General features: G+C 66.9%; 18 protein-coding genes and 1 tRNA gene. 11 read left to right on the forward strand and 8 right to left on the reverse strand.

Translation table 11 applies throughout. From position 1 onward, the window contains the following. Positions 1 to 117 precede the first annotated feature (117 nt). A complete protein-coding gene (locus JY500_RS20940; RefSeq protein WP_206254476.1) occupies positions 118 to 831 on the forward strand; it encodes a pirin family protein in 714 nt (237 codons plus the stop codon). A gap of 48 nt (positions 832 to 879) precedes the next feature. Here JY500_RS20940 and JY500_RS20945 read toward each other — a convergent pair whose 3' ends face one another. Beyond that, positions 880 to 1308, reverse strand: coding sequence for a c-type cytochrome (locus JY500_RS20945; RefSeq protein WP_172202353.1), 429 nt, complete (start codon positions 1306 to 1308; stop codon positions 880 to 882). Positions 1309 to 1446: 138 nt separating this feature from the next. On the opposite strand from JY500_RS20945, the gene JY500_RS20950 reads away from it, so the two are divergent. After that, positions 1447 to 1523 (forward strand) — tRNA-Arg (locus JY500_RS20950). Between the two features lie 50 nt (positions 1524 to 1573). Here JY500_RS20950 and JY500_RS20955 read toward each other — a convergent pair. Further along, the gene (locus JY500_RS20955) at positions 1574 to 3784 is read right to left on the reverse strand and encodes a putative bifunctional diguanylate cyclase/phosphodiesterase (RefSeq protein WP_172202352.1); all 2211 of its coding nucleotides are present in this window, start codon (positions 3782 to 3784) and stop codon (positions 1574 to 1576) included. Positions 3785 to 3974: 190 nt separating this feature from the next. On the opposite strand from JY500_RS20955, the gene JY500_RS20960 reads away from it, so the two are divergent. Both JY500_RS20960 and JY500_RS20965 read left to right on the forward strand, forming a co-directional pair. Beyond that, positions 3975 to 4637: an MBL fold metallo-hydrolase gene (locus tag JY500_RS20960; protein ID WP_281391242.1), complete on the forward strand. Its 663-nt coding sequence runs from the start codon at positions 3975 to 3977 to the stop codon at positions 4635 to 4637. A gap of 9 nt (positions 4638 to 4646) precedes the next feature. Beyond that, positions 4647 to 5336 (forward strand): response regulator transcription factor, encoded by a 690-nt coding sequence (locus tag JY500_RS20965; RefSeq protein WP_206254478.1) that lies wholly within the window; start codon positions 4647 to 4649, stop codon positions 5334 to 5336. Between the two features lie 49 nt (positions 5337 to 5385). Here JY500_RS20965 and mscL read toward each other — a convergent pair whose 3' ends face one another. Then, positions 5386 to 5805, reverse strand: a complete 420-nt coding sequence (gene mscL, locus JY500_RS20970; RefSeq protein WP_172202350.1) for a large conductance mechanosensitive channel protein MscL — start codon at positions 5803 to 5805, stop codon at positions 5386 to 5388. 81 nt (positions 5806 to 5886) lie between these two features. On the opposite strand from mscL, the gene JY500_RS20975 reads away from it, so the two are divergent. Together JY500_RS20975 and JY500_RS20980 are read left to right on the forward strand one after the other, a co-directional pair. Further along, complete coding sequence (locus JY500_RS20975; protein ID WP_206254479.1) at positions 5887 to 6843, forward strand: sensor histidine kinase; 957 nt, start codon at positions 5887 to 5889, stop codon at positions 6841 to 6843. Continuing rightward, positions 6840 to 9017 carry an AsmA family protein gene (locus JY500_RS20980; protein WP_206254480.1) on the forward strand — a complete coding sequence of 726 codons (2178 nt, stop codon included), beginning with the start codon at positions 6840 to 6842 and terminating at the stop codon, positions 9015 to 9017. Before JY500_RS20975 ends, JY500_RS20980 begins: the two co-directional genes overlap by 4 nt. Positions 9018 to 9029: 12 nt before the next feature. Here the strand turns inward: JY500_RS20980 and JY500_RS20985 are convergent, their stop codons facing one another. Together JY500_RS20985 and JY500_RS20990 are read right to left on the reverse strand one after the other, a co-directional pair. Then, on the reverse strand, positions 9030 to 10769 hold the full coding sequence (locus tag JY500_RS20985) for an ABC transporter transmembrane domain-containing protein (RefSeq protein ID WP_206254481.1): 1740 nt from the start codon (positions 10767 to 10769) through the stop codon (positions 9030 to 9032). A gap of 75 nt (positions 10770 to 10844) precedes the next feature. After that, on the reverse strand, positions 10845 to 11351 hold the full coding sequence (locus tag JY500_RS20990; RefSeq protein ID WP_206254482.1) for a hypothetical protein: 507 nt from the start codon (positions 11349 to 11351) through the stop codon (positions 10845 to 10847). A 166-nt stretch (positions 11352 to 11517) separates the two neighbouring features. On the opposite strand from JY500_RS20990, the gene JY500_RS20995 reads away from it, so the two are divergent. Further along, positions 11518 to 13020 carry a YifB family Mg chelatase-like AAA ATPase gene (locus JY500_RS20995; protein WP_206254483.1) on the forward strand — a complete coding sequence of 501 codons (1503 nt, stop codon included), beginning with the start codon at positions 11518 to 11520 and terminating at the stop codon, positions 13018 to 13020. A gap of 49 nt (positions 13021 to 13069) precedes the next feature. Then, positions 13070 to 13468 carry a hypothetical protein gene (locus JY500_RS21000; protein WP_206254484.1) on the forward strand — a complete coding sequence of 133 codons (399 nt, stop codon included), beginning with the start codon at positions 13070 to 13072 and terminating at the stop codon, positions 13466 to 13468. On the opposite strand, the gene JY500_RS21005 is transcribed toward JY500_RS21000, so the two are convergent. After that, positions 13465 to 13875 carry a hypothetical protein gene (locus JY500_RS21005; protein ID WP_206254485.1) on the reverse strand — a complete coding sequence of 137 codons (411 nt, stop codon included), beginning with the start codon at positions 13873 to 13875 and terminating at the stop codon, positions 13465 to 13467. The genes JY500_RS21000 and JY500_RS21005 overlap by 4 nt on opposite strands. 314 nt (positions 13876 to 14189) lie before the next feature. Here JY500_RS21005 and JY500_RS21010 point away from each other — a divergent pair, with 314 nt between their 5' ends. Genes JY500_RS21010 through JY500_RS21020 form a run of 3 tightly spaced genes read left to right on the forward strand, consistent with a single transcriptional unit; the run spans position 14190 to position 16997 of the window. After that, on the forward strand, positions 14190 to 14807 hold the full coding sequence (locus JY500_RS21010; protein WP_206254486.1) for a DJ-1/PfpI family protein: 618 nt from the start codon (positions 14190 to 14192) through the stop codon (positions 14805 to 14807). 35 nt (positions 14808 to 14842) lie between these two features. Continuing rightward, positions 14843 to 16015 (forward strand): class I SAM-dependent methyltransferase, encoded by a 1173-nt coding sequence (locus JY500_RS21015; protein WP_206254487.1) that lies wholly within the window; start codon positions 14843 to 14845, stop codon positions 16013 to 16015. After that, positions 16005 to 16997, forward strand: coding sequence for a DUF2804 domain-containing protein (locus JY500_RS21020; RefSeq protein ID WP_281391243.1), 993 nt, complete (start codon positions 16005 to 16007; stop codon positions 16995 to 16997). Before JY500_RS21015 ends, JY500_RS21020 begins: the two co-directional genes overlap by 11 nt. A gap of 19 nt (positions 16998 to 17016) precedes the next feature. Here the strand turns inward: JY500_RS21020 and JY500_RS21025 are convergent, their stop codons facing one another. After that, a complete protein-coding gene (locus tag JY500_RS21025; RefSeq protein ID WP_206254489.1) occupies positions 17017 to 17358 on the reverse strand; it encodes a hypothetical protein in 342 nt (113 codons plus the stop codon). Positions 17359 to 17392: 34 nt separating this feature from the next. Then, on the reverse strand, positions 17393 to 17587 hold the full coding sequence (locus JY500_RS21030) for a hypothetical protein (protein ID WP_246479716.1): 195 nt from the start codon (positions 17585 to 17587) through the stop codon (positions 17393 to 17395). Positions 17588 to 17643 lie beyond the last annotated feature (56 nt).

Consider the following 17643-nt stretch of genomic DNA (forward strand, 5'->3'; position numbering starts at 1 on the left):
TGTGAGCCGCATTCACCTTATCCGCCACAAACCTTCGCTTTTTTCGCCGTTTGCCTCGGCCTATCCTTGGCTCTGGCGCTGATTCACATTCATGGATCAGCCAAGCAGGAGGCACACATGATCCAGATCCGACCCGCCGACGAACGTGGCCATGCCAACCATGGCTGGCTCGACAGCCACCACAGCTTCTCTTTTGCCGACTACTACGATCCTCAGCACATGGGCTGGGGCGTGCTGCGGGTCATCAACGACGACCGCGTTGCGCCCGGCATGGGGTTCGGCACGCACGGTCATCGCGACATGGAGATCGTCAGCTATGTGCTGGCTGGCACGCTGCAGCATCGCGACAGCATGGGCAACGGCACGCTGATCCGCCCCGGTGACGTGCAGCGCATGAGTGCCGGCAGCGGCGTGATGCACAGCGAGTTCAATCCATCGCAGAACGAACCGGTGCACTTCCTGCAGATCTGGATTCACCCGGCAGAGCGCGGCATTGCCCCCGGCTACGAACAGCTGAGTTTCAGCGCGGACGACAAACGCGGACGCTTGCGCCGCGTCGCCTCGCCCGATGGGCGCGACGGCAGCGTAACGCTGCATCAGGACGCGTCGATCTTCGCCGGGTTATTCGACGCCGGTGAATCGGCGGAATATCGCCCGACGCCAGGCCGGCTCGGCTATCTGCATGTTGCGCAGGGCAGCGTGCGGCTCAATGGCCAGACACTCCGGGCGGGCGACGGCGCCCGGATCGCCGGCGAGACAGTTCTGACGATCGAGGGTATCGAGGGCGGAGAGGTGCTGCTGTTCGATCTGCCCCCAGGCGAGACGGCGTAAACGCAAACGGGCTGCCCGAGGCAGCCCGTTTTTTTTCAAAACCGCAGCTTACTTGGCGGCCGGTTCCTTGAAAGAGGCACCGGACTTGTTCGCCATGAAGACGATCGCGCGAGCGATTTCCTCATCCGTCAGGTCCGGATTGCCGCCGCGCGCCGGCATCGAGTTTTTGCCGTTGATGGCGGACTTCAGCAGCCCATCCAGGCCTTGGCCCAGACGCGGCGCCCAGGCCGCGTTGTCGCCAACCTTCGGCGCACCCAGCGCACCGGCGTTGTGGCACGCGCCGCAAACAGCACCGACCACCTGCTCACCGGTGCGGCTCCCCTTTGCCGCACCCGCGTCGGCGGCCGCCAGGGCGACCTGCGCGACCGGCTGGATCAGCGTTGCGGTCTCTTCCTCGTTGACGGGTTGCGACTTGTTGCAGCCGGCAAGCAGAGCGGCCGAAAGGAGAGCGAGCGGTAGCGCGGTGCGGATCGACATGATGGCCTACGATATGTTTTGACGTTGTGCTGCGCGGCCCCCTGCCACGCAAGGCCCTGATTATAGCGGGACAATTCGACGCGCTGCAGCATCCGCATGGACGCTGGGGGGTGATCTGCGCTATGATCCGACGGCTGTGCGACCGTAGCTCAGCTGGATAGAGTACTGGCCTCCGAAGCCAGGGGTCGTGGGTTCGAATCCCGCCGGTCGCACCAGATCTCGCTTTCTAGCACATCCCCTGCCGTTTCCGGCAATCCGTCTTGCCTCAGATCCACTCGTTTGCCTTGTCGCCCAGCAGCGCTTCAGCAGGCGTGACCTCGCTCGACAACCAAGCCGTCAGCGCCGCCTCCGACATCGGGCGCGCGAGCAGGAAACCTTGCACATAGTCGCAGCCCGCCCGGCGCAGCTGCGTAAGCTGCGCACGCGTCTCGACCCCTTCGGCAACCACCTTGTGGCGCAAGGCGTGCGACAAGGCGACGATGGATCGCACGATGGTGCGGGCATTGTCGTCGTCCGTCGAACGCATCACGAAGGCGCGATCGATCTTGACCAGATCGATCGGCATCCGCGACAGGTACGACAAGCTGGAATAGCCGGTACCAAAGTCGTCGAGCGCGATTGAAACACCCAGTTCCTTGAGGCGCGCCATCTCGCGCAGCGCTGACTCGGCATCGCGCACGATCACGCTCTCGGTCAGTTCCAGTTCAAGGCGATCGGGGGGAACGTTGTAGTCGGCCAGCGCGCGTGCCACCGTGTCGCCGAAATTCCGGCTCTCGAACTGGGGCGCGGCGATGTTCACTGCAATCCGTGGTAAGGGCAGGCCGGCTGCGCGCCAGCGCGCCAAGGTGGCGCATGCGTTACGCAAGACCTTCTCGCCGATCGGGACGATCAATCCGGTTTCTTCGGCAATCGGTATGAAACGCCCGGGCGAGATCACCGTACCCTCGGGCGTCTTCCAGCGCAGCAGCGCCTCGGCCGACACCATGCGGCCGCCGTTGAGCTCCACCTGAGGCTGGTACTCGAGGATCAGCTCGCCCTCGTTGTCGAGTGCGCGGCGCAGCCCGTTCTCGATGTTGAGCCGGTCCATCGCGCGCTGGTTCAGGTCCGGCGTGTAGAAGCGATAGCCACCGCGGCCCGCTTCCTTGCTGGCATACATCGCCAGATCGGCGTTCTTCAGCAGGTTGGCAGCGTCGTTACCGTGGTCCGGGCAAATGCTGATACCGATCGAAAACCCCACCTTGAAACTGTGGCCGGCCAGTTCGACCGGCGTGAGGAAGGCGTTGAGAATGCGGCGCGCGATACCACTCACCTGCTCGGTGTTGCGCACGTCCCGAGCGAGGATCACGAACTCATCGCCACCGAAGCGGGCGACCAGATCACCATCGCGCAAGGCGCCGCGCAGTGCTTCCGCGATGTGCTGCAGCAGGGTGTCGCCGGTCTGGTGGCCGAGCGTGTCGTTGATCCGCTTGAACAGGTCGAGATCGAGGAACAGCACCGCGATCCGTTCGCCACTGCTGGCGTGCGCCACCAGCGCCTGCTCCAGCATGGCGGTGAAATGCGCGCGATTGGGCAGGCCGGTCAGCGTGTCGCGCTGCGCGAGGTCGAGCGCCTGCGCGGTCGCCTGTTCGAGTTCCCGAGTGCGCGACTGGACGCGGTCTTCCAGCAGATTCTGGTATTCAAGGAGGCGCGCGCGTGAGGCGCCAAGGCTGTCCACCATGTGCTGGAAGGCGCGCCCGAGGTCGGCCAGTTCGTCGGTGGACGAAATCTGCACCGTTTGGCCGAGCCGGCCTTCGGCCACCTCGCGCGCTGCCCGCGAAAGGTCGCGCAAGGGCTGCACCAGGCGGCGGGTGAACAAGGTGGTCAGCACGATCGCCAGGGCGGTGACGACAATCGCAAAGCGGGCGGTCTCGTTGATGAAGGACAACGCCTCGCCCTTCGCGCGCGCGCTCGACAAGGTCAGCTGAACATAGCCGAGCGGGGCGTCGTCAGGGGCCCCGACAAAGGCCTCGCCGTCATCCTCGTCCGGCACCCGCGCAGGCGGTTTGACGACCGCGAGAAACTCAAGCTGGTCGCCACCCAGGCTGCGATGGCTGACGCCGCGTGCCGGCCAGTCGGCCGGCTTCACCCGCGCCGGCGCGCTGGAACGGAAGCGCCGCTCGACAAGCAAAGTGTGATCAGCGCCGTAGAAGGCCGCGTAGGCGATGTCCTTGTTGTCAGCCAGGCCGCCAAGCATTTGCGTCAGCGCTGGCCGGTTCGCGCTGTACAGCGGGAACTCTCCGCTCTGCGCCAGCATCGAAACAACCGCCTCGCCATGCCCCTTGAGGGCATCGAAGGCGAGCTTCGACTGCGTACGGATCACCGCGACGCCAATCGCCACCGCGGTCAGCAGGATCGTCGAGACGGCCAGCAAGCTCAGCTTGGCAGCAATGCCCATCGGACGAACAGCAAGCGGAAACGGCAGGTAGGGTTTGGCCATCGATCGGTTCGGGTTCAATCCGCATGCGATGCGCGTCCGACTTGGCCCGGACACACACCGGCTACCACATCATATTCGGCGGGCAGCATATTCCGGCGTCACCCCAGTAACGGGCTGGCGCGACGATAACTTGAGCAACCGCAGGCCAGCGTGACCAGCGCAACTGTCAGCAGCGGCCGCGGGCGCTAGAATGAACGGTTTGGAGGCTCGTGTCTTGCAATACCGGATTCTTCCCGTCACCCCGTTTCAACAGAACTGCACCCTGCTCTGGTGTCCCGAGACCCGCAAGGCGGCCTTGGTCGACCCTGGCGGCGAGGTCGACCGCCTGCTCAAGGCAGTCGAAAGCGAGGGCCTGACGCTGGAAAAGATCCTGCTGACGCATGGCCATATCGACCATGCCGGTGGCACTGCCGAGCTTGCCCGGCGCGCCGGCGTGCCGATCGAAGGGCCGCAGGCGGAGGAGCGCTTTTGGCTTGAAGCCCTGCCACAGCAATCCCGCATGTTCGGCTTCCCGCAGGTCGAGCAGTTCGAGCCCAACCGCTGGCTCGAAGACGGTGACACGGTTACCGTGGGTGTGCAGACGCTGTCGGTGCTGCACACGCCAGGGCATACGCCGGGCCACATCGTCTTCTTCCACCAGGGGGCGAACCTTGCGCTGGTCGGCGATGTGCTGTTCGCAGGATCGATTGGCCGCACCGATTTTCCGCGCGGCGACTTCAACACCCTGATCCGGTCGATCCGCACGAAACTGTGGCCGCTCGGCGACGACGTCAATTTCATTCCTGGCCACGGCCCGATGTCCAGCATCGGCCGCGAGCGCCGCACCAACCCCTTCGTAGCCGAAGGGCTTTGAGGAAACGCCATGCGCCTTGCAATGCTCGAGGATGACCGCGACCAGTCCAGCACCGTGGAAACATGGCTGCGCGATGCTGGGCACGATGTCCACGCGTTCTCGCATCCGCGCGAGCTGATGAAGGTCGCCGGCCGCGAGAGCTTCGACCTGTTCCTGATCGACTGGATGGTGCCGGACATCTCGGGCGCCGAAGTACTGCACTGGCTGCGGGAAGATCGCAACGACCCGACGCCGGTGATCTTCGTCACCGCGCGCGATGCCGAGGAAGACATCGTCGCAGCGCTCGGTGCCGGTGCTGACGACTACATCGTCAAGCCAGTCCGTCGGCTCGAGCTGCTCTCCCGCATCGAAGCCGTGCTGCGTCGCGTGCGGCCGAAAGAGCCGGAACGCGAGCTGAATGCGCCGCCCTACCGCTTCGATATCACCAACAAGGTCTGCAGCCTGGGCGATACCGCGGTTGACCTGACCGACAAGGAATTCGAACTGGCGCTGTTCCTCTTCCGCAACGTCGGCCGCCTGTATTCGCGCGGCCACTTGCTCGAGGCCGTTTGGGGGCGCAACCCGAACGTTGCCACGCGCACGATCGATACCCACGTCTCGCGCCTGCGTACCAAGCTCGCACTGCGGCCGGAGAACGGCTACCGCCTGACGCCAACCTACAACTACGGCTACCGGCTCGAACGCCTGACCGAGGAATGAAAACGGCCGCCTTCCGGCGGCCGTCGCTCAGCCCACGCGGGGCACGGCGTCACTTCTTCAAAGCATCGCGGATTTCGCGCAGCAGCACGATGTCTTCGGGCGTCGGCGGCTCTTCGGCCGGCGCCGCGGGCTGCTCACGCTTGAGCTTGTTCACTGCTTTCATCGCAACGAAGATCGCCAGCGCGATGATCAGGAAATCCACCGTGGCGTTGATGAAGGCGCCATACTTCACCAGCGGTGCGCCGGCCTTTTCCGCCGCCTCCAGCGTCTCGAAGGTCTTGTCGCCGAGGTTGAGGTACAGGTGCTTGAAGTCGACACCCCCGATCAGGCGACCGAGGATCGGCATGACGACATCCTTGACCAGCGAATCGACAATCTTGCCGAAAGCACCGCCGATGATGACGCCCACGGCAAGGTCGACCACGTTGCCCTTGAGCGCGAATTCCTTGAACTCCGACAAAAAACTCATGACCCGATCTCCTGATTGGCCGCCTTGCGGCGGGCTTGTTGTCGTGGCGACCGATGCGCCGCACTGCAGGGGCGAGTGTCCATGATCCCGCCGCGAACACGCAAGGGCATGATGCTGCCGCCGGCGCTGCTAGACCTGCTGCCGCTCGGTGTCGTGCTGTGCGACGCCGATGGCGAGCTCGTGCATGCATCGCCGCGCGCCCTGGCCCTGCTCGACGTCGCTGACGCGGCCACGGTGATGAGCGCATTGCAAGCTGGCGACTTCGAATCGGCCGCGCAGGTGCCACTGCGCGTGACGCGGCATGAACTGGGCGACCCGCATCAGACGCTCTACCTGATCGAAGACCGCAGCGCCGAAGTGAGCGCCGCGAACCTGCGCGACGACGCATGGCGCGTGATGTCGCACGATTTACGCTCGCCGCTCGGCGCCATCCTGACGCTGACCGAGAGCGTCGCCGACGGCACGCTGCCGCCGGATCCACAGACCTTGCAGCAGGTCGGGCACTACGCGGAGTTGGCCCTTGCGCGCGCGGACGGCGTGTTGCGCTTGCTCCGCGCCGACGCCCTGCGCAGCGAGCAGTTCGAAGCGGTGAGCCTGCAGCAGATTGCATGGGAAGCGAGTGACGCCTGCTATGCCGCCGCGCGCGACCGCGCAATCTCGGTCCGAGTAGACGCCGATGCAGCCGGCGACGACGCACTCGTCGGCGGCGATGTCGATGCGCTACGCCGCGCACTCACGCACCTGCTGGAAAACGCAATCCTGCACGGCCCCGCCGGCCAGTCGGTGGCGCTGACGGTGGCGGATTGCGACACGCACTGGCGCATTGCGGTGCATGACAGCGGCCACGGTCCCGATGCCACGGCACTCTCGGTGCTGACGGGCGCACAACGCATCGGACGGCCACGCGGGCTCGGCCTCGCATTCGTGCGGCGAGTAGCCGACCGGCATGGCGCGCGAATCCATTGCGCCCGTGGCGCTGACGGTTTCACCGTGGGCCTTGAACTGCCGAAATGGGCTGCGGAGCACGCGCAGGCATGATCACCCGGCTGTCCAAGGTCCTCGGCTTCCTGCTCGGCGCGCTCAGCGCGCTCGCGCTGGTGCTGGGGCTCTACCTGCATGCCAGTTGGGACGGCAAGGTGGTCCGCCGCGACCTCGCCCGCCAGGTACGCGAACGCACAGCGCGGCCACTGGCGATGGAGGGGACACCGAGGCTTGCCTTCCGCCCATGGCCGACCGTGGTGATCGAAGGACTTGCGCTCGGCGAGCGCGAGGCGCCGGGCATTCCACTGCGCATCGGCCGCGTGGAAGCGGGTGTCGCACTGCTGCCGCTGCTGCGCGGCAAACTCGAACTCCGCTCGTTGCGCCTCTCCGATCTGGACGCCACGCTGGTCCGCAGCCACGACGGCTGGAGCCTTTCCGACCTCAACCGCGGCCTGCGGCTCGAATCGCCCTGGCCCTTCGACGTCCGCCTCGAACAAGTCGCGCTCGAACGCGCACGCATAAGGCTGCGCGACGATGCGCTCGGCCACGCACTCACCTTCGAGCGGATCCATCTGGTGACCGGCTCGCTGCAGGCCGGCTCGCACGGCCGTGTTCGCGCCGAGGCCTCGCTGACCGAAGGGCCAGGCGCAGCATCAGGCGGCCTCACGCTGGATCTCGCCTACCTGCTCGACAACAAGGGCTACGACATCGAATCGGCGACGCTGGGCTTCCGCGGCGACGCTTGGGGCGCCACCAGCGTGGACGGCGACCTGCAGATCCGCAGCGGCCGCGGCGACCAGGGCAGCGCGCTGGCCCTGCAAGGCATCGTGCTGCAGGCCAAGGGGCGGCTCGGCACCGGCAAACTGCAACTGCAGGCAAGCGCGGAGCGCCTGGCCAGCCAGAATGATGCGCTGGCGCTGCAGGCCATCAAGGCCACGCTGCAACTGGTCGATGGCAACGCGCGCACCGACGCGAGCTTCGAAACCGCCTCGATCGCGCCGCGCACACCCGACTTCCCCGGCGAACCGCTGCGCGCGACCTTCCGCAGCCAGGGTGGGCAACGCCTCACCAGCGGCCAGCTCAACGCCCGCATCGCCTACCGCCCGCAACATGGCCGTATCGAACTGGATGCGATCGACGCGCGTTGGCGCAGCGCCGCGCCCGGCGCCCCCGAAGGGGCATGGACGGCCACCGTGGGCGGCAGCGCCGCAAGCTCCCTGCTTGGCGGGCGCGTCGATACGCGGCTTCAGGTCCGGGTTGCGGAGAGCGCAATGCAGTTCCAGGCAAGCTACGAGCAATCGCGTTCGGTGCCGTGGCACTTCACGGTGGACGCCGATCGCATCGACACCGGCCGGATCAGCAAGGCGCTCGGTCTGGAGGGCGCCGGCGCAATGCTCGCGCCGATCGCACGCCTGCATGGTGATGGTCAGCTGCGGATTGCCGCCCTGCGGATCGGGCCGCTGCAAGGCAGTGGTGTGAGCGCGCAACTGCAGACCGGCGATGGCGCGGTGGGCTTCGACTCCCTCGCGCTCAAAGCCTACGGCGGCGATATCGCCGGCAGCGCGCGTTACGAAACGGCCAATCGCAGCCTGGCGCTGGACAGCCGCTTCTCCGGTGTCGAACTCGCTGCGCTCGCGCAGGATCTCAAGCGGAGCTGGCCGCTGCGCGGCAGCGTGTCCGGCCGCTGGTCGGTGCAAGCAAACGGCCCGGACTGGCCAGCCATCGCCCACAGCTTGAGCGGCGAAGGCCAGTTCACCCTGCGCCCCGCGCAGTGGACCGGCCTCGCACTGGACGACTTCCTGCGCGCCGTGCGGCCCGCACTGAAGGACCGCGGCGCAGCGGAGCGCCGCCATGCTGCGCGCGAGCAACAGGCCTTTGAGGAATTCGGTGCGCACTGCCGCTTTGGCGGTGGCGAGGCCGATTGCAGCGAACTGGCCGGGCGCACACCCTGGGCGCGCATTGGCGGCGGCGGCAAGGTGCTGCTTGCAGATGGCCGGCTGGACTGGCTCGTTCGCACGGCGGTGCAGTCGCAAGGGCCAATTCCGCGCGACCTGATCGGCCTGCGCGGTGTCACGGTGCCGGTGCGGATCAGCGGGGCTTTGCGCGATCCGCGCTACGCCCTGGATTGGCAGGCAGCACCGCCTCGCCCGGCGCCGGTACGCGCAAAGCCGGTCGAGAAGACACCGGAGGCCGCGCCGGACTCGCCTGCCACGCCGAGCGCTGCCGGCTAGCGGCAGCCGGCCTCAAGCGCTGAACTGCAGGCGCGCGAGGTGGGCGTAGAGCCCGTCCGCCTCGATCAAGGCGGCATGGTCGCCCTGCTCGACGATACGACCATGCTCCATCACGACGATGCGATCGGCCTGCTGCACGGTGGCAAGCCGGTGCGCAATCACCAGCGTCGTGCGACCGCGCATCAAGTGCGTCAGTGCGGCCTGCACCATGCGTTCACTTTCGGCATCGAGCGCCGAGGTTGCTTCATCGAGCAGCAGGATCGGGCGATCGGCGAGGATCGCACGGGCAATCGCAATGCGCTGGCGCTGCCCGCCGGAGAGCTTCACACCGCGCTCGCCGAGATCTGTGTCGTAGCCCTGCGGCAACTCGCGCACAAAGCCGTCGGCATAGGCCGCCACGCAAGCCGCCTGCACCTCCGCGAGCGAGGCATCCGGCCGCGCGTAGCGCACGTTTTCGAGCACGCTTGCAGCAAAGATCACCGCCTCCTGCGGGACCAGCGCGATGCGCGCGCGAACCGCGAGCGGATCCGCCGCATCCAGCGCAACACCGTCGATCGTGATGCGGCCGGCCTGCGGATCGTAAAAGCGGAGCAGGAGCTGAAAAACAGTGGTCTTGCCTGCGCCGGAGGGGCCGACGAGCGCCACGGTTTCGCCCGGCGACACCTTCAGATTGAAGTCATCGAGCGCCGCCGTATCAGGGCGCGTCGGGTAACGGAAAGCCACCGCCTCGAAGCTGACTTCGCCGCGCGCCGGCGGCAGTGGTACCGGGTTGGCGGGCGGCGCCACATCTGGCGCAGTGGCGAGCAGTTCCATCAATCTTTCGGTCGCGCCACGCGCGCGCTGCAGATCGCCCCACACCTCTGACAGTGCGCCAACGCTGCCCGCGACCATGGCCGCGTAAAACACGAAGGCCGACAGTTCGCCACCGCTGAGCCGGCCCGCCAGCACATCGTGGCCGCCGATCCACAGGATGAACGCGATGGCGCCGAAGACCAGCACCATCACAGCCACGATCAAGGCCGAACGCGCCGCAATGCGGCGCCGCGCAGTGGAGAATCCACGTTCCACCCGCACGCCGAAATCGGCCCGATCAGCCGCTTCGTGGCCATAGGCCTGGACGATTCGGATCTCGTGAATCGTCTCGTCGATGCGGTTGCCGAGATCGGCGACACGGTCCTGACTTTCGCGCGCCAGCGTGCGAACGCGGCGGCCAAACAGCACGATAGGCGCCACCACCAGCGGCACGCCGGCGATCACCAGCAGCGTGAGCTTGGTGCTGGTCGTGAACAGCATCACCAGGCCGCCGATCAGCAGCAGCGCATTGCGCAACGCAATCGACACGCTGGAACCGATCACGTTCTCAAGTTGGGTGGTGTCGGAAGTCAGTCGCGAGATCACATCGCCCGTGCGACCGCTCTCGAACCACGAGGGCGGCAGGCTCAGCAGATGATCGAACACCTTGCGGCGCAGATCGGCGGTGACGCGCTCACCGAGCCAGCTGACGTTGTAGAAGCGCAGCCAGGTCGCCGCAGCGAGCAGCGCAATCACCCCAAACATGGCGGCCAACGCGCGATCCAGCCAGGCCGGATCGCCGGCGGAAAAGCCGCGGTCGATCACGGCGCGCAAGCCCTGCCCAACACCCAGCATCGCACTCGCCGCAAGCACCAGCGCGATCGCCGCCACTGCAATGCGTGCGCGGTAGGGGCGCAAGAGGTCGATCAGGATGCTGCGGACGGTGGGCGGATTAGGCATGACAAGACCCTGCATGACGGCGACAGCCGCATGCTCTCACGTCAGCGCCCGATAGCGCGCGCGCTGCGCCTGCGTTCAGAACCGCAGGCGGGTACCGAAGGTAAGGCTGCCCTGGTCGATCAGGTCGAAACCCGGCGCACGGTCCTCGCGGTGCAGGCGGTAGGCGGCCGAGATGGACCAGGCCGGACTGAAATCGTAGGAGAGCCGCATGCCGGCATCGACACCCCGCCCCTGCGTACCCCCCAACGCATCCACGTCGCCCGCAAGGCGGAAGCTGCGCCAGAAACGGTACTCACCAAATGCATGCAGCAGGGGCACGTAGCCGCTTTGTGCGAGCAGCGGTGCGGTCAGCGGCGTTGTCTCCCATGCGCTCACACCGAGGCCTGCATGCCAGCCCGGTTGGTCCAGCAAGGCGTAGCGCAGGCTGGTTCGGCCCGGTGTCGGCAGGTCGCCATCATCCGCGCCGGGTCGCAGGAGCCGGGCGAAATCCATCTCCGGTGCAGCGATACCGAAACTGCTGCCGGTGACTCGCAGGCCGTCCGCCAACGTCGGCGGCGCCAGAACAACGAGGGGCAGGAGCAAAGCCCCATGTGCAAAGACTGCTCCGATCCCGATACCACGCATGACGCAAGCCCCTCCCGGTCTGCACCCACGCCGCGGCGTGACTGGTGCCGCGCCGCGCGAGTTTTCATTATGGACGCTGCTGCGCCGATCGCTAGACTCGCAGCATTCTCATGCCGGAGTCATCATGAGCCTTGCCTGTGTCACCAGCCGCGCGCTCGATGGCATTGCTGCGCCGGAAGTGGTCGCGGAGGTCCATCTGGCGAACGGCCTGCCCGGCTTTTCGCTGGTCGGTCTGCCGGAAGCCGAAGTGCGCGAATCGCGCGACCGGGTGCGTGCCGCATTGCAGACCTGCCAGTTTGAATTTCCTCAACGCCGCATCACCGCCAACCTCGCACCGGCCGATCTGCCGAAGGAAGGTGGTCGTTTTGACCTGCCGATCGCGCTCGGCATCCTCGCGGCCTCTGGCCAGATCCGCAGCGGCGCGCTGGACGGCATCGAATTCGCGGGTGAACTGTCGCTCGACGGCCGGCTGCGCCCGGTGCGTGGCGCGCTGGCAATGGCACTGGCCGCCAGCCGCGCTGGCCGACGGCTCGTACTGCCGGCCGACAATGCCGGCGAAGCAGCGCTGGTTGCCGGCGCGAGCGTCTTTTCGGCGCGTAGCCTGCTCGAAGTGGTGGCGCACCTGAACGGCCAACACCTGCTCGACCCGGTGGCAACCATTTCCGGCGCACAGACCGCCCCCGCTTACCCTGATCTCGCCGATGTCCGCGGGCAGCAGAGTGCCAAGCGCGCGCTGGAGATCGCCGCCGCGGGGCGCCATTCGCTACTGATGTACGGGCCGCCCGGCAGCGGGAAGTCGATGCTCGCGCAACGCCTGCCGGGCATCCTGCCTCCGATGAACGAGGCCGAAGCGCTTGAAGCGGCGGCAGTGCAATCGATTGATGGCGGCTTCGATCCCGCACGCTGGGCGGTGCGCCCGGTGCGTGCGCCACATCACTCGGCATCGGCTGCCGCGCTGGTTGGCGGCGGTGCGAGTCCGCGACCGGGCGAAATTTCGCTCGCCCACCACGGCGTCTTGTTCCTCGACGAACTACCCGAGTTCGACCGGCGCGTGCTGGAGAGCCTGCGCGAGCCACTCGAAACGGGCCACATCACCGTTTCGCGCGCGGCCCGCCGCGCTGACTTCCCGGCACGCTTCCAGCTGGTCGCGGCGATGAACCCCTGCCCCTGCGGCCATCACGGCAGCAACACTGGCCGCTGCCGCTGCACGCCGGACCAGGTGGCACGCTACCGGGGCCGACTCTCCGGGCCACTGCTGGACCGCATCGACATGGTGCTGGAAGTGGCCGCCGTACCCGCCACGGAGCTGCGCGCCACAGCGCCCGGCGAGGCCAGCGTCGCGGTGAGGCAGCGCGTAGTCGCGGCTGACGCGGTGCAACGGGCACGCCAGGGCACACCGAATTCGGCGCTTGATGCCCCCGGTGTCGAGCGGCACTGCAATCCGGACGAGGCCGGCTCGCGCCTGCTCGCCAGCGCGATCGCGCACCTTGGCCTTTCGGCACGGGGCACCCATCGGCTGCTGCGCGTCGCGCGCACAATCGCCGACCTGGCCGGCTGCGATACCGTGGGTGCGGGCCACGTTGCGGAAGCGATACAGCTCCGCCGCAGCCTGCCGATGCCCGCGTAACAAGCGCCTGCTATCCTTGCCCCCTGACCATCGAATCGCCTGAAAAGCCATGGACACCTCCAGCCTATCCAACCGAGACCAGAAGGTACGCAGCGTGCGCAAATGGGCCTTGATCGTGTTGCTCGCCATTGTCGGCGGCACCGTGCTCTACACCGTGGCCGTACTCAACTTCGCCTACTCGAGCGGCGAGCGTGCCGGGTATGTACTCAAGCTCTCTCGCAAGGGCTGGGTCTGCAAGACCTGGGAAGGCGAATTGCAGATGCTGGCCATCCCCGGCGCGCTGCCGGAGAAGTTCCACTTCACCGTTCCTGACGAGAAAGTGGCGGAGCAGATCAACCAGGTCTTGGGCAAGCAGGTCACGCTGCACTACGACGAGCACGTGGGCATTCCATCCACCTGCTTCGGTGACACCGGCTACTACGTGACTGGGGTCGAAGCGATCCGTTAATCGACGCGGGTCGCCAGCGCGTCCAGCACCGCGGCTGCCCCGGCGGCCGCGTCCAACCGCGCGGCAATCACGCCTCCCGGGCCGAGGATGGCGGCGCCGCGCTCCCCAGCGACGATGCCAGCGTGGCGCGACCAAAGGCCGAAGAGATCTTCCGCCATCGGCAAGCGTTGATCCGGCCGCAACCCACGCGTCATCAAACGCTGGCCGAGCTCACCAAACGGCGTCACGGCAACCAGGTCGGCGCCCAAGGCGCGGAACTCAGCCGCGAGACGTGCGAAGGCGCGCAGATCCTGCCGTGCCAGAGCGACGTCATTTCCGAGAAAAATCAGCACTCGCCAAGCGAGATCATGGCCTGCGAGCGCAGCAGGCGCCGCTGGCAACGGAAGCGATTCGTTCGGTGCGTTCATTGTCGCGCGGCCTCCCTCGTCCGATTGGCCGTACTCAATGGCATGACGCTGCGCCGCACGATCGACCGCGGCCGAGCCGCACACCAATTCGCCCCGACGCGCGCACGGCGCGACATCGCCAAAACCCGCATGGATATTGGGCGACGATCGCACAAATATGCCATTCGCCTAACAAGAATCATTGCCGAATCATCGCACGCGAGGGGGGCGATGGTCCAACCGGAATGACTTACGAAATGTAAGCTGACGCAGTGCAACAGAACATGCCACAATCCTCGCCGCCGCATCCCCCCATTGTGGCTGGAGAGTGTGTGATGACGCTGTGCATCGGGCTCTACCTGTTCGACGACGTCGAGATTCTCGATTTCGCCGGTCCGCTTGAGGTGTTCTCCACAGCCAGTCGCGTATTTGCGCGGCTGCATCCCGGCGCCCCGCCCCCCTTCTGCACCGCACTGATTGGCCGCGAACCCAGCATCCGCGCACGCGGCGGACTGCGTGTGACCTTGCCTCATCGCATCGACGACCATCCGCCGCTGGACCTTCTACTGGTGCCGGGTGGGGTGGTCGACGCCGAACTGGAACGCCCGGAAGTGGTCACCTGGATCGGTGCCCAGGCCGCTCGCAACGGCCGCATCGCATCGGTGTGCACCGGCGCTTTCCTGCTCGGCGAGGCCGGCCTGCTCGATCGTCGTCGCTGCACCACGCATTGGGAAGATGTCGCCGCGCTGCGTAGCCGCTATCCCAACGCTCACGTGGTCACCGACTCGCGCTTTGTCGACGACGGGCCGATCATCACCTCGGCCGGCATTTCCGCCGGGCTGGACATGAGCCTCTACCTCGTCGCACGCCTTGCCGACCGCTCGCTCGCCGTGCGCACCGCAAGGCAGATGGACTACGCCTGGCAGGGGTCGCCCGAGAGCGGGACGCAGTAAATCGCCGCGCGCAGCACCGGCGGTAGAATCCGCCGATGACTGCAGAACGCCCCGACCAGCTCCCGCCCCCTTCGTCCGACGCCCTCGCCGCCAGCGGCGCGTTGCTCGAACGCATTCACAGCGCCATCGACAACGCAGGCGGCTGGATTCCGTTTTCCGACTACATGGCGCTGGCGCTCTACAGCCCCGGGCTCGGCTACTACAGCGGCGGCGCGCGAAAGTTCGGCCCCGGCGGCGACTTCATCACGGCGCCAGAACTCACACCGCTGTTCGGCCAGGCGCTCGCCACCCAGATCGCGGACATCCTCCGGCAGACCGCCTCGCAAGTACTCGAAGTCGGTGCGGGAACCGGCCTGCTCGCGGCTGACCTGCTCGCCGCACTGGCAGAGCTGGGGCAACTTCCGGATCGGTACCGGATACTTGAGGTCTCGGGTGAACTGCGTGCTCGTCAGCAGGAAACCCTGCAGCAGAAAGTGCCGAAACTGGCCGAACGGGTCGAATGGATCGACACACTTCCTGACAACTTTGATGGCGTCGTGATCGCCAACGAAGTACTCGACGTGATGCCGGTGGAACTCGCCGTATGGCGCGATGGCGGCATCTTCCAGCGCGGCGTTGCCTGGCAGGATGGGCTGCGCTGGGCCGACCGCCCTGCCACCGGCGAGCTCGCGCGGGCTGCGGCCGCGCTGCCGGCGCCGATGCCGACTGCTGGCGAGTACGTCAGCGAAGTCTGCCTCGCCTCTCGCGCCTGGGTCGCCGAATGGGCGCGCCGGCTGACGCGCGGTGTGATGCTGCTGGTCGACTACGGCTATCCGCAGCGCGAGTATTACCTCGCCTCTCGCAGCACCGGCACATTGATCTGCTACTACCGCCACCGCGCCCACCCCGACCCCTTCCTGTGGCCGGGGCTGACTGACATCACCAGCTTCGTCGACTTCACCGCCACGGCGGATGCCGCGTACGACGCCGGCCTTGATGTGCTGGGCTACATCGATCAGGGCGCATTCCTGCTCAACTGCGGCCTGCTCGATCGCGTTGCCGCACGCGGCCCGACCGAGAACGCCGACTACATCCGCGCCGCGCGCGCCGCCCAGCGCTTGATCGCGCCGCATGAAATGGGCGAACTCTTCAAGGTGCTGGCAATCGGGCGCGGCATTGCGGGGCCGCTCCGCGGCTTCATGCGCGGCGACCGCCTGCATGCACTCTGAGCCTGCACAACCGCTGGCGGGCCCGCCCCCGCCACTGCTGACGCAAAACGGGGCACCTAACTTCGGCGCCTGGGCGGGGCGCATGCCCAGCGTAGACTGGCATCCGCTTCGGCTGCCGAGACGCCCCGGCTGGTTTGACTTGCACCTGCGGCACAAGCGCTGGCAGTACATCGCCCTCGCTCACCCGGACGTTTTCGTCGGTATCGCTACGGTGGATCTGGGTTGGGCCGCCCACGGCTTCGCGTATGCCTTCCTGCGCGGGCCACGGCAACTGCTATCGATTGCGCGGGACGGTCTGCCGGGGGCGGCCTCAGTCGGGGACCCGCTTGCAAACGCCAACGCGCGCCTGCCGGGCCTGCGCATCGACATGCGCTTGGCGGGCGACGCGATCAACGTTGCAGTGCGCAGTCGCGACATCGAACTCGACGCTTCGCTGGATCTGCGCACAATGCCGGCGCCGGCCTGCATCGTCGCACCCGCCAACCTGCTTGCCCATTGCACCCACAAGACCGGTGCGATCGCTGCGACCGGCGAACTCCGGGCTGGCACGCGGAAGCTGGACTTGGATGGCTGCCACGCGAGCATCGATCACTCGGATGGCTTGCTCGCCCACAAGACTCGCTGGAACTGGGCTTCCGCGCATACCGATGGCCTCGGGTTCAACCTGCAGGCGGGCTATATGGGGGATGCGGAGAACGTCGTCTGGCTCGGCGGAATGCCCTACAAGCTCGGCCCGGTGGAGTTTGACTACCGCGCCGCCGACCCGCTCGCGCCGTGGCGGATCCACTCAAGCTGTGGCAACACGCGGCTCAGCTTTCAGCCGGAAGGGCTGCACCGGGGCAACAAGAACTTCGGCATCGTCGCGAGCCGCTTCGTGCAGGCAATCGGCTGCTTTTCGGGGCATATCGGTGTGCCCGGCGTGGCACGCGTGGACCTCAGTGGTCTGCTGGGCGTGACCGAAGATCACGCCTCACGCTGGTAAGGCAAACGCGGTAAAAGGATCAGGCGCAGAAGGCTGCAACGCGCGCGCTTTCGGCCGCGTCAAGCAGACGCGGTTTGCCGCTCGCAGCATCGGCCAAGGTATAGACAAGCGTGATCCGCACCGACGGCCGGGGGTCGGCCGCTTCGGCCAGATACGCCACCACGCGCACGCCAGCGCGGCTCGCCTCCTGAATCGACCAAGCGAGTACCGGCTCGACCCCTTCGGGCAAGCTGCGCTCGACCTGCACCTGCAGATCGCCAAGGCGAAAGCGGTGCGGTGCCACGGCAGCGTGCAGCGGCGCCAGCGCGGCTTCGACCCGCGCCAGCAAGGCACTGCCTTCGCCGAACAGCGCAGCGCTCACCTCGGGTGCGCACCGCGCCGCGTCGCGCGCCGCTTCATTCCTGGCTGCGATAGATCTGCCGCAGGAAATCGTCCGGATCGCCGGGCGGTGTGTCGCGCACACGTTGTGCGGCATGCACCGGCTGCAAACCGAGCTGCTCCACGAGTGCCTGCGGCAGGCCGCTAGCGTTGAGGACTTCTTCTGCGAATTGCCCGAATTCGTCGAGCAGCCTGCCTGTTGCCATATCCATGATCATCACCGTCTCGCCCTCTGTCTGGGTCGCCCCCAACCCATGTCCGCTTGGCA

The sequence above is a fragment of the Niveibacterium microcysteis genome, assembly GCF_017161445.1.
GTDB classification, from domain to species: Bacteria; Pseudomonadota; Gammaproteobacteria; order Burkholderiales; family Rhodocyclaceae; genus Niveibacterium; species Niveibacterium microcysteis.

Coding starts and splice junctions, on each gene's coding strand:
- JY500_RS20965 (WP_206254478.1), top strand. CDS start 4,647: ATGCGCCTTGCAATGCTCGAGGATGACCGCGACCAGTCCAGCACCGTG.
- JY500_RS20985 (WP_206254481.1), bottom strand. CDS start 10,769: ATGCCTAATCCGCCCACCGTCCGCAGCATCCTGATCGACCTCTTGCGC.
- JY500_RS20955 (WP_172202352.1), bottom strand. CDS start 3,784: ATGGCCAAACCCTACCTGCCGTTTCCGCTTGCTGTTCGTCCGATGGGC.
- JY500_RS20975 (WP_206254479.1), top strand. CDS start 5,887: ATGATCCCGCCGCGAACACGCAAGGGCATGATGCTGCCGCCGGCGCTG.
- JY500_RS21000 (WP_206254484.1), top strand. CDS start 13,070: ATGGACACCTCCAGCCTATCCAACCGAGACCAGAAGGTACGCAGCGTG.
- JY500_RS21005 (WP_206254485.1), bottom strand. CDS start 13,875: ATGAACGCACCGAACGAATCGCTTCCGTTGCCAGCGGCGCCTGCTGCG.
- JY500_RS20995 (WP_206254483.1), top strand. CDS start 11,518: ATGAGCCTTGCCTGTGTCACCAGCCGCGCGCTCGATGGCATTGCTGCG.
- mscL (WP_172202350.1), bottom strand. CDS start 5,805: ATGAGTTTTTTGTCGGAGTTCAAGGAATTCGCGCTCAAGGGCAACGTG.
- JY500_RS20940 (WP_206254476.1), top strand. CDS start 118: ATGATCCAGATCCGACCCGCCGACGAACGTGGCCATGCCAACCATGGC.
- JY500_RS20960 (WP_281391242.1), top strand. CDS start 3,975: ATGAACGGTTTGGAGGCTCGTGTCTTGCAATACCGGATTCTTCCCGTC.
- JY500_RS21030 (WP_246479716.1), bottom strand. CDS start 17,587: ATGGATATGGCAACAGGCAGGCTGCTCGACGAATTCGGGCAATTCGCA.
- JY500_RS20980 (WP_206254480.1), top strand. CDS start 6,840: ATGATCACCCGGCTGTCCAAGGTCCTCGGCTTCCTGCTCGGCGCGCTC.
- JY500_RS21015 (WP_206254487.1), top strand. CDS start 14,843: ATGACTGCAGAACGCCCCGACCAGCTCCCGCCCCCTTCGTCCGACGCC.
- JY500_RS21010 (WP_206254486.1), top strand. CDS start 14,190: ATGACGCTGTGCATCGGGCTCTACCTGTTCGACGACGTCGAGATTCTC.
- JY500_RS21020 (WP_281391243.1), top strand. CDS start 16,005: ATGCACTCTGAGCCTGCACAACCGCTGGCGGGCCCGCCCCCGCCACTG.
- JY500_RS20945 (WP_172202353.1), bottom strand. CDS start 1,308: ATGTCGATCCGCACCGCGCTACCGCTCGCTCTCCTTTCGGCCGCTCTG.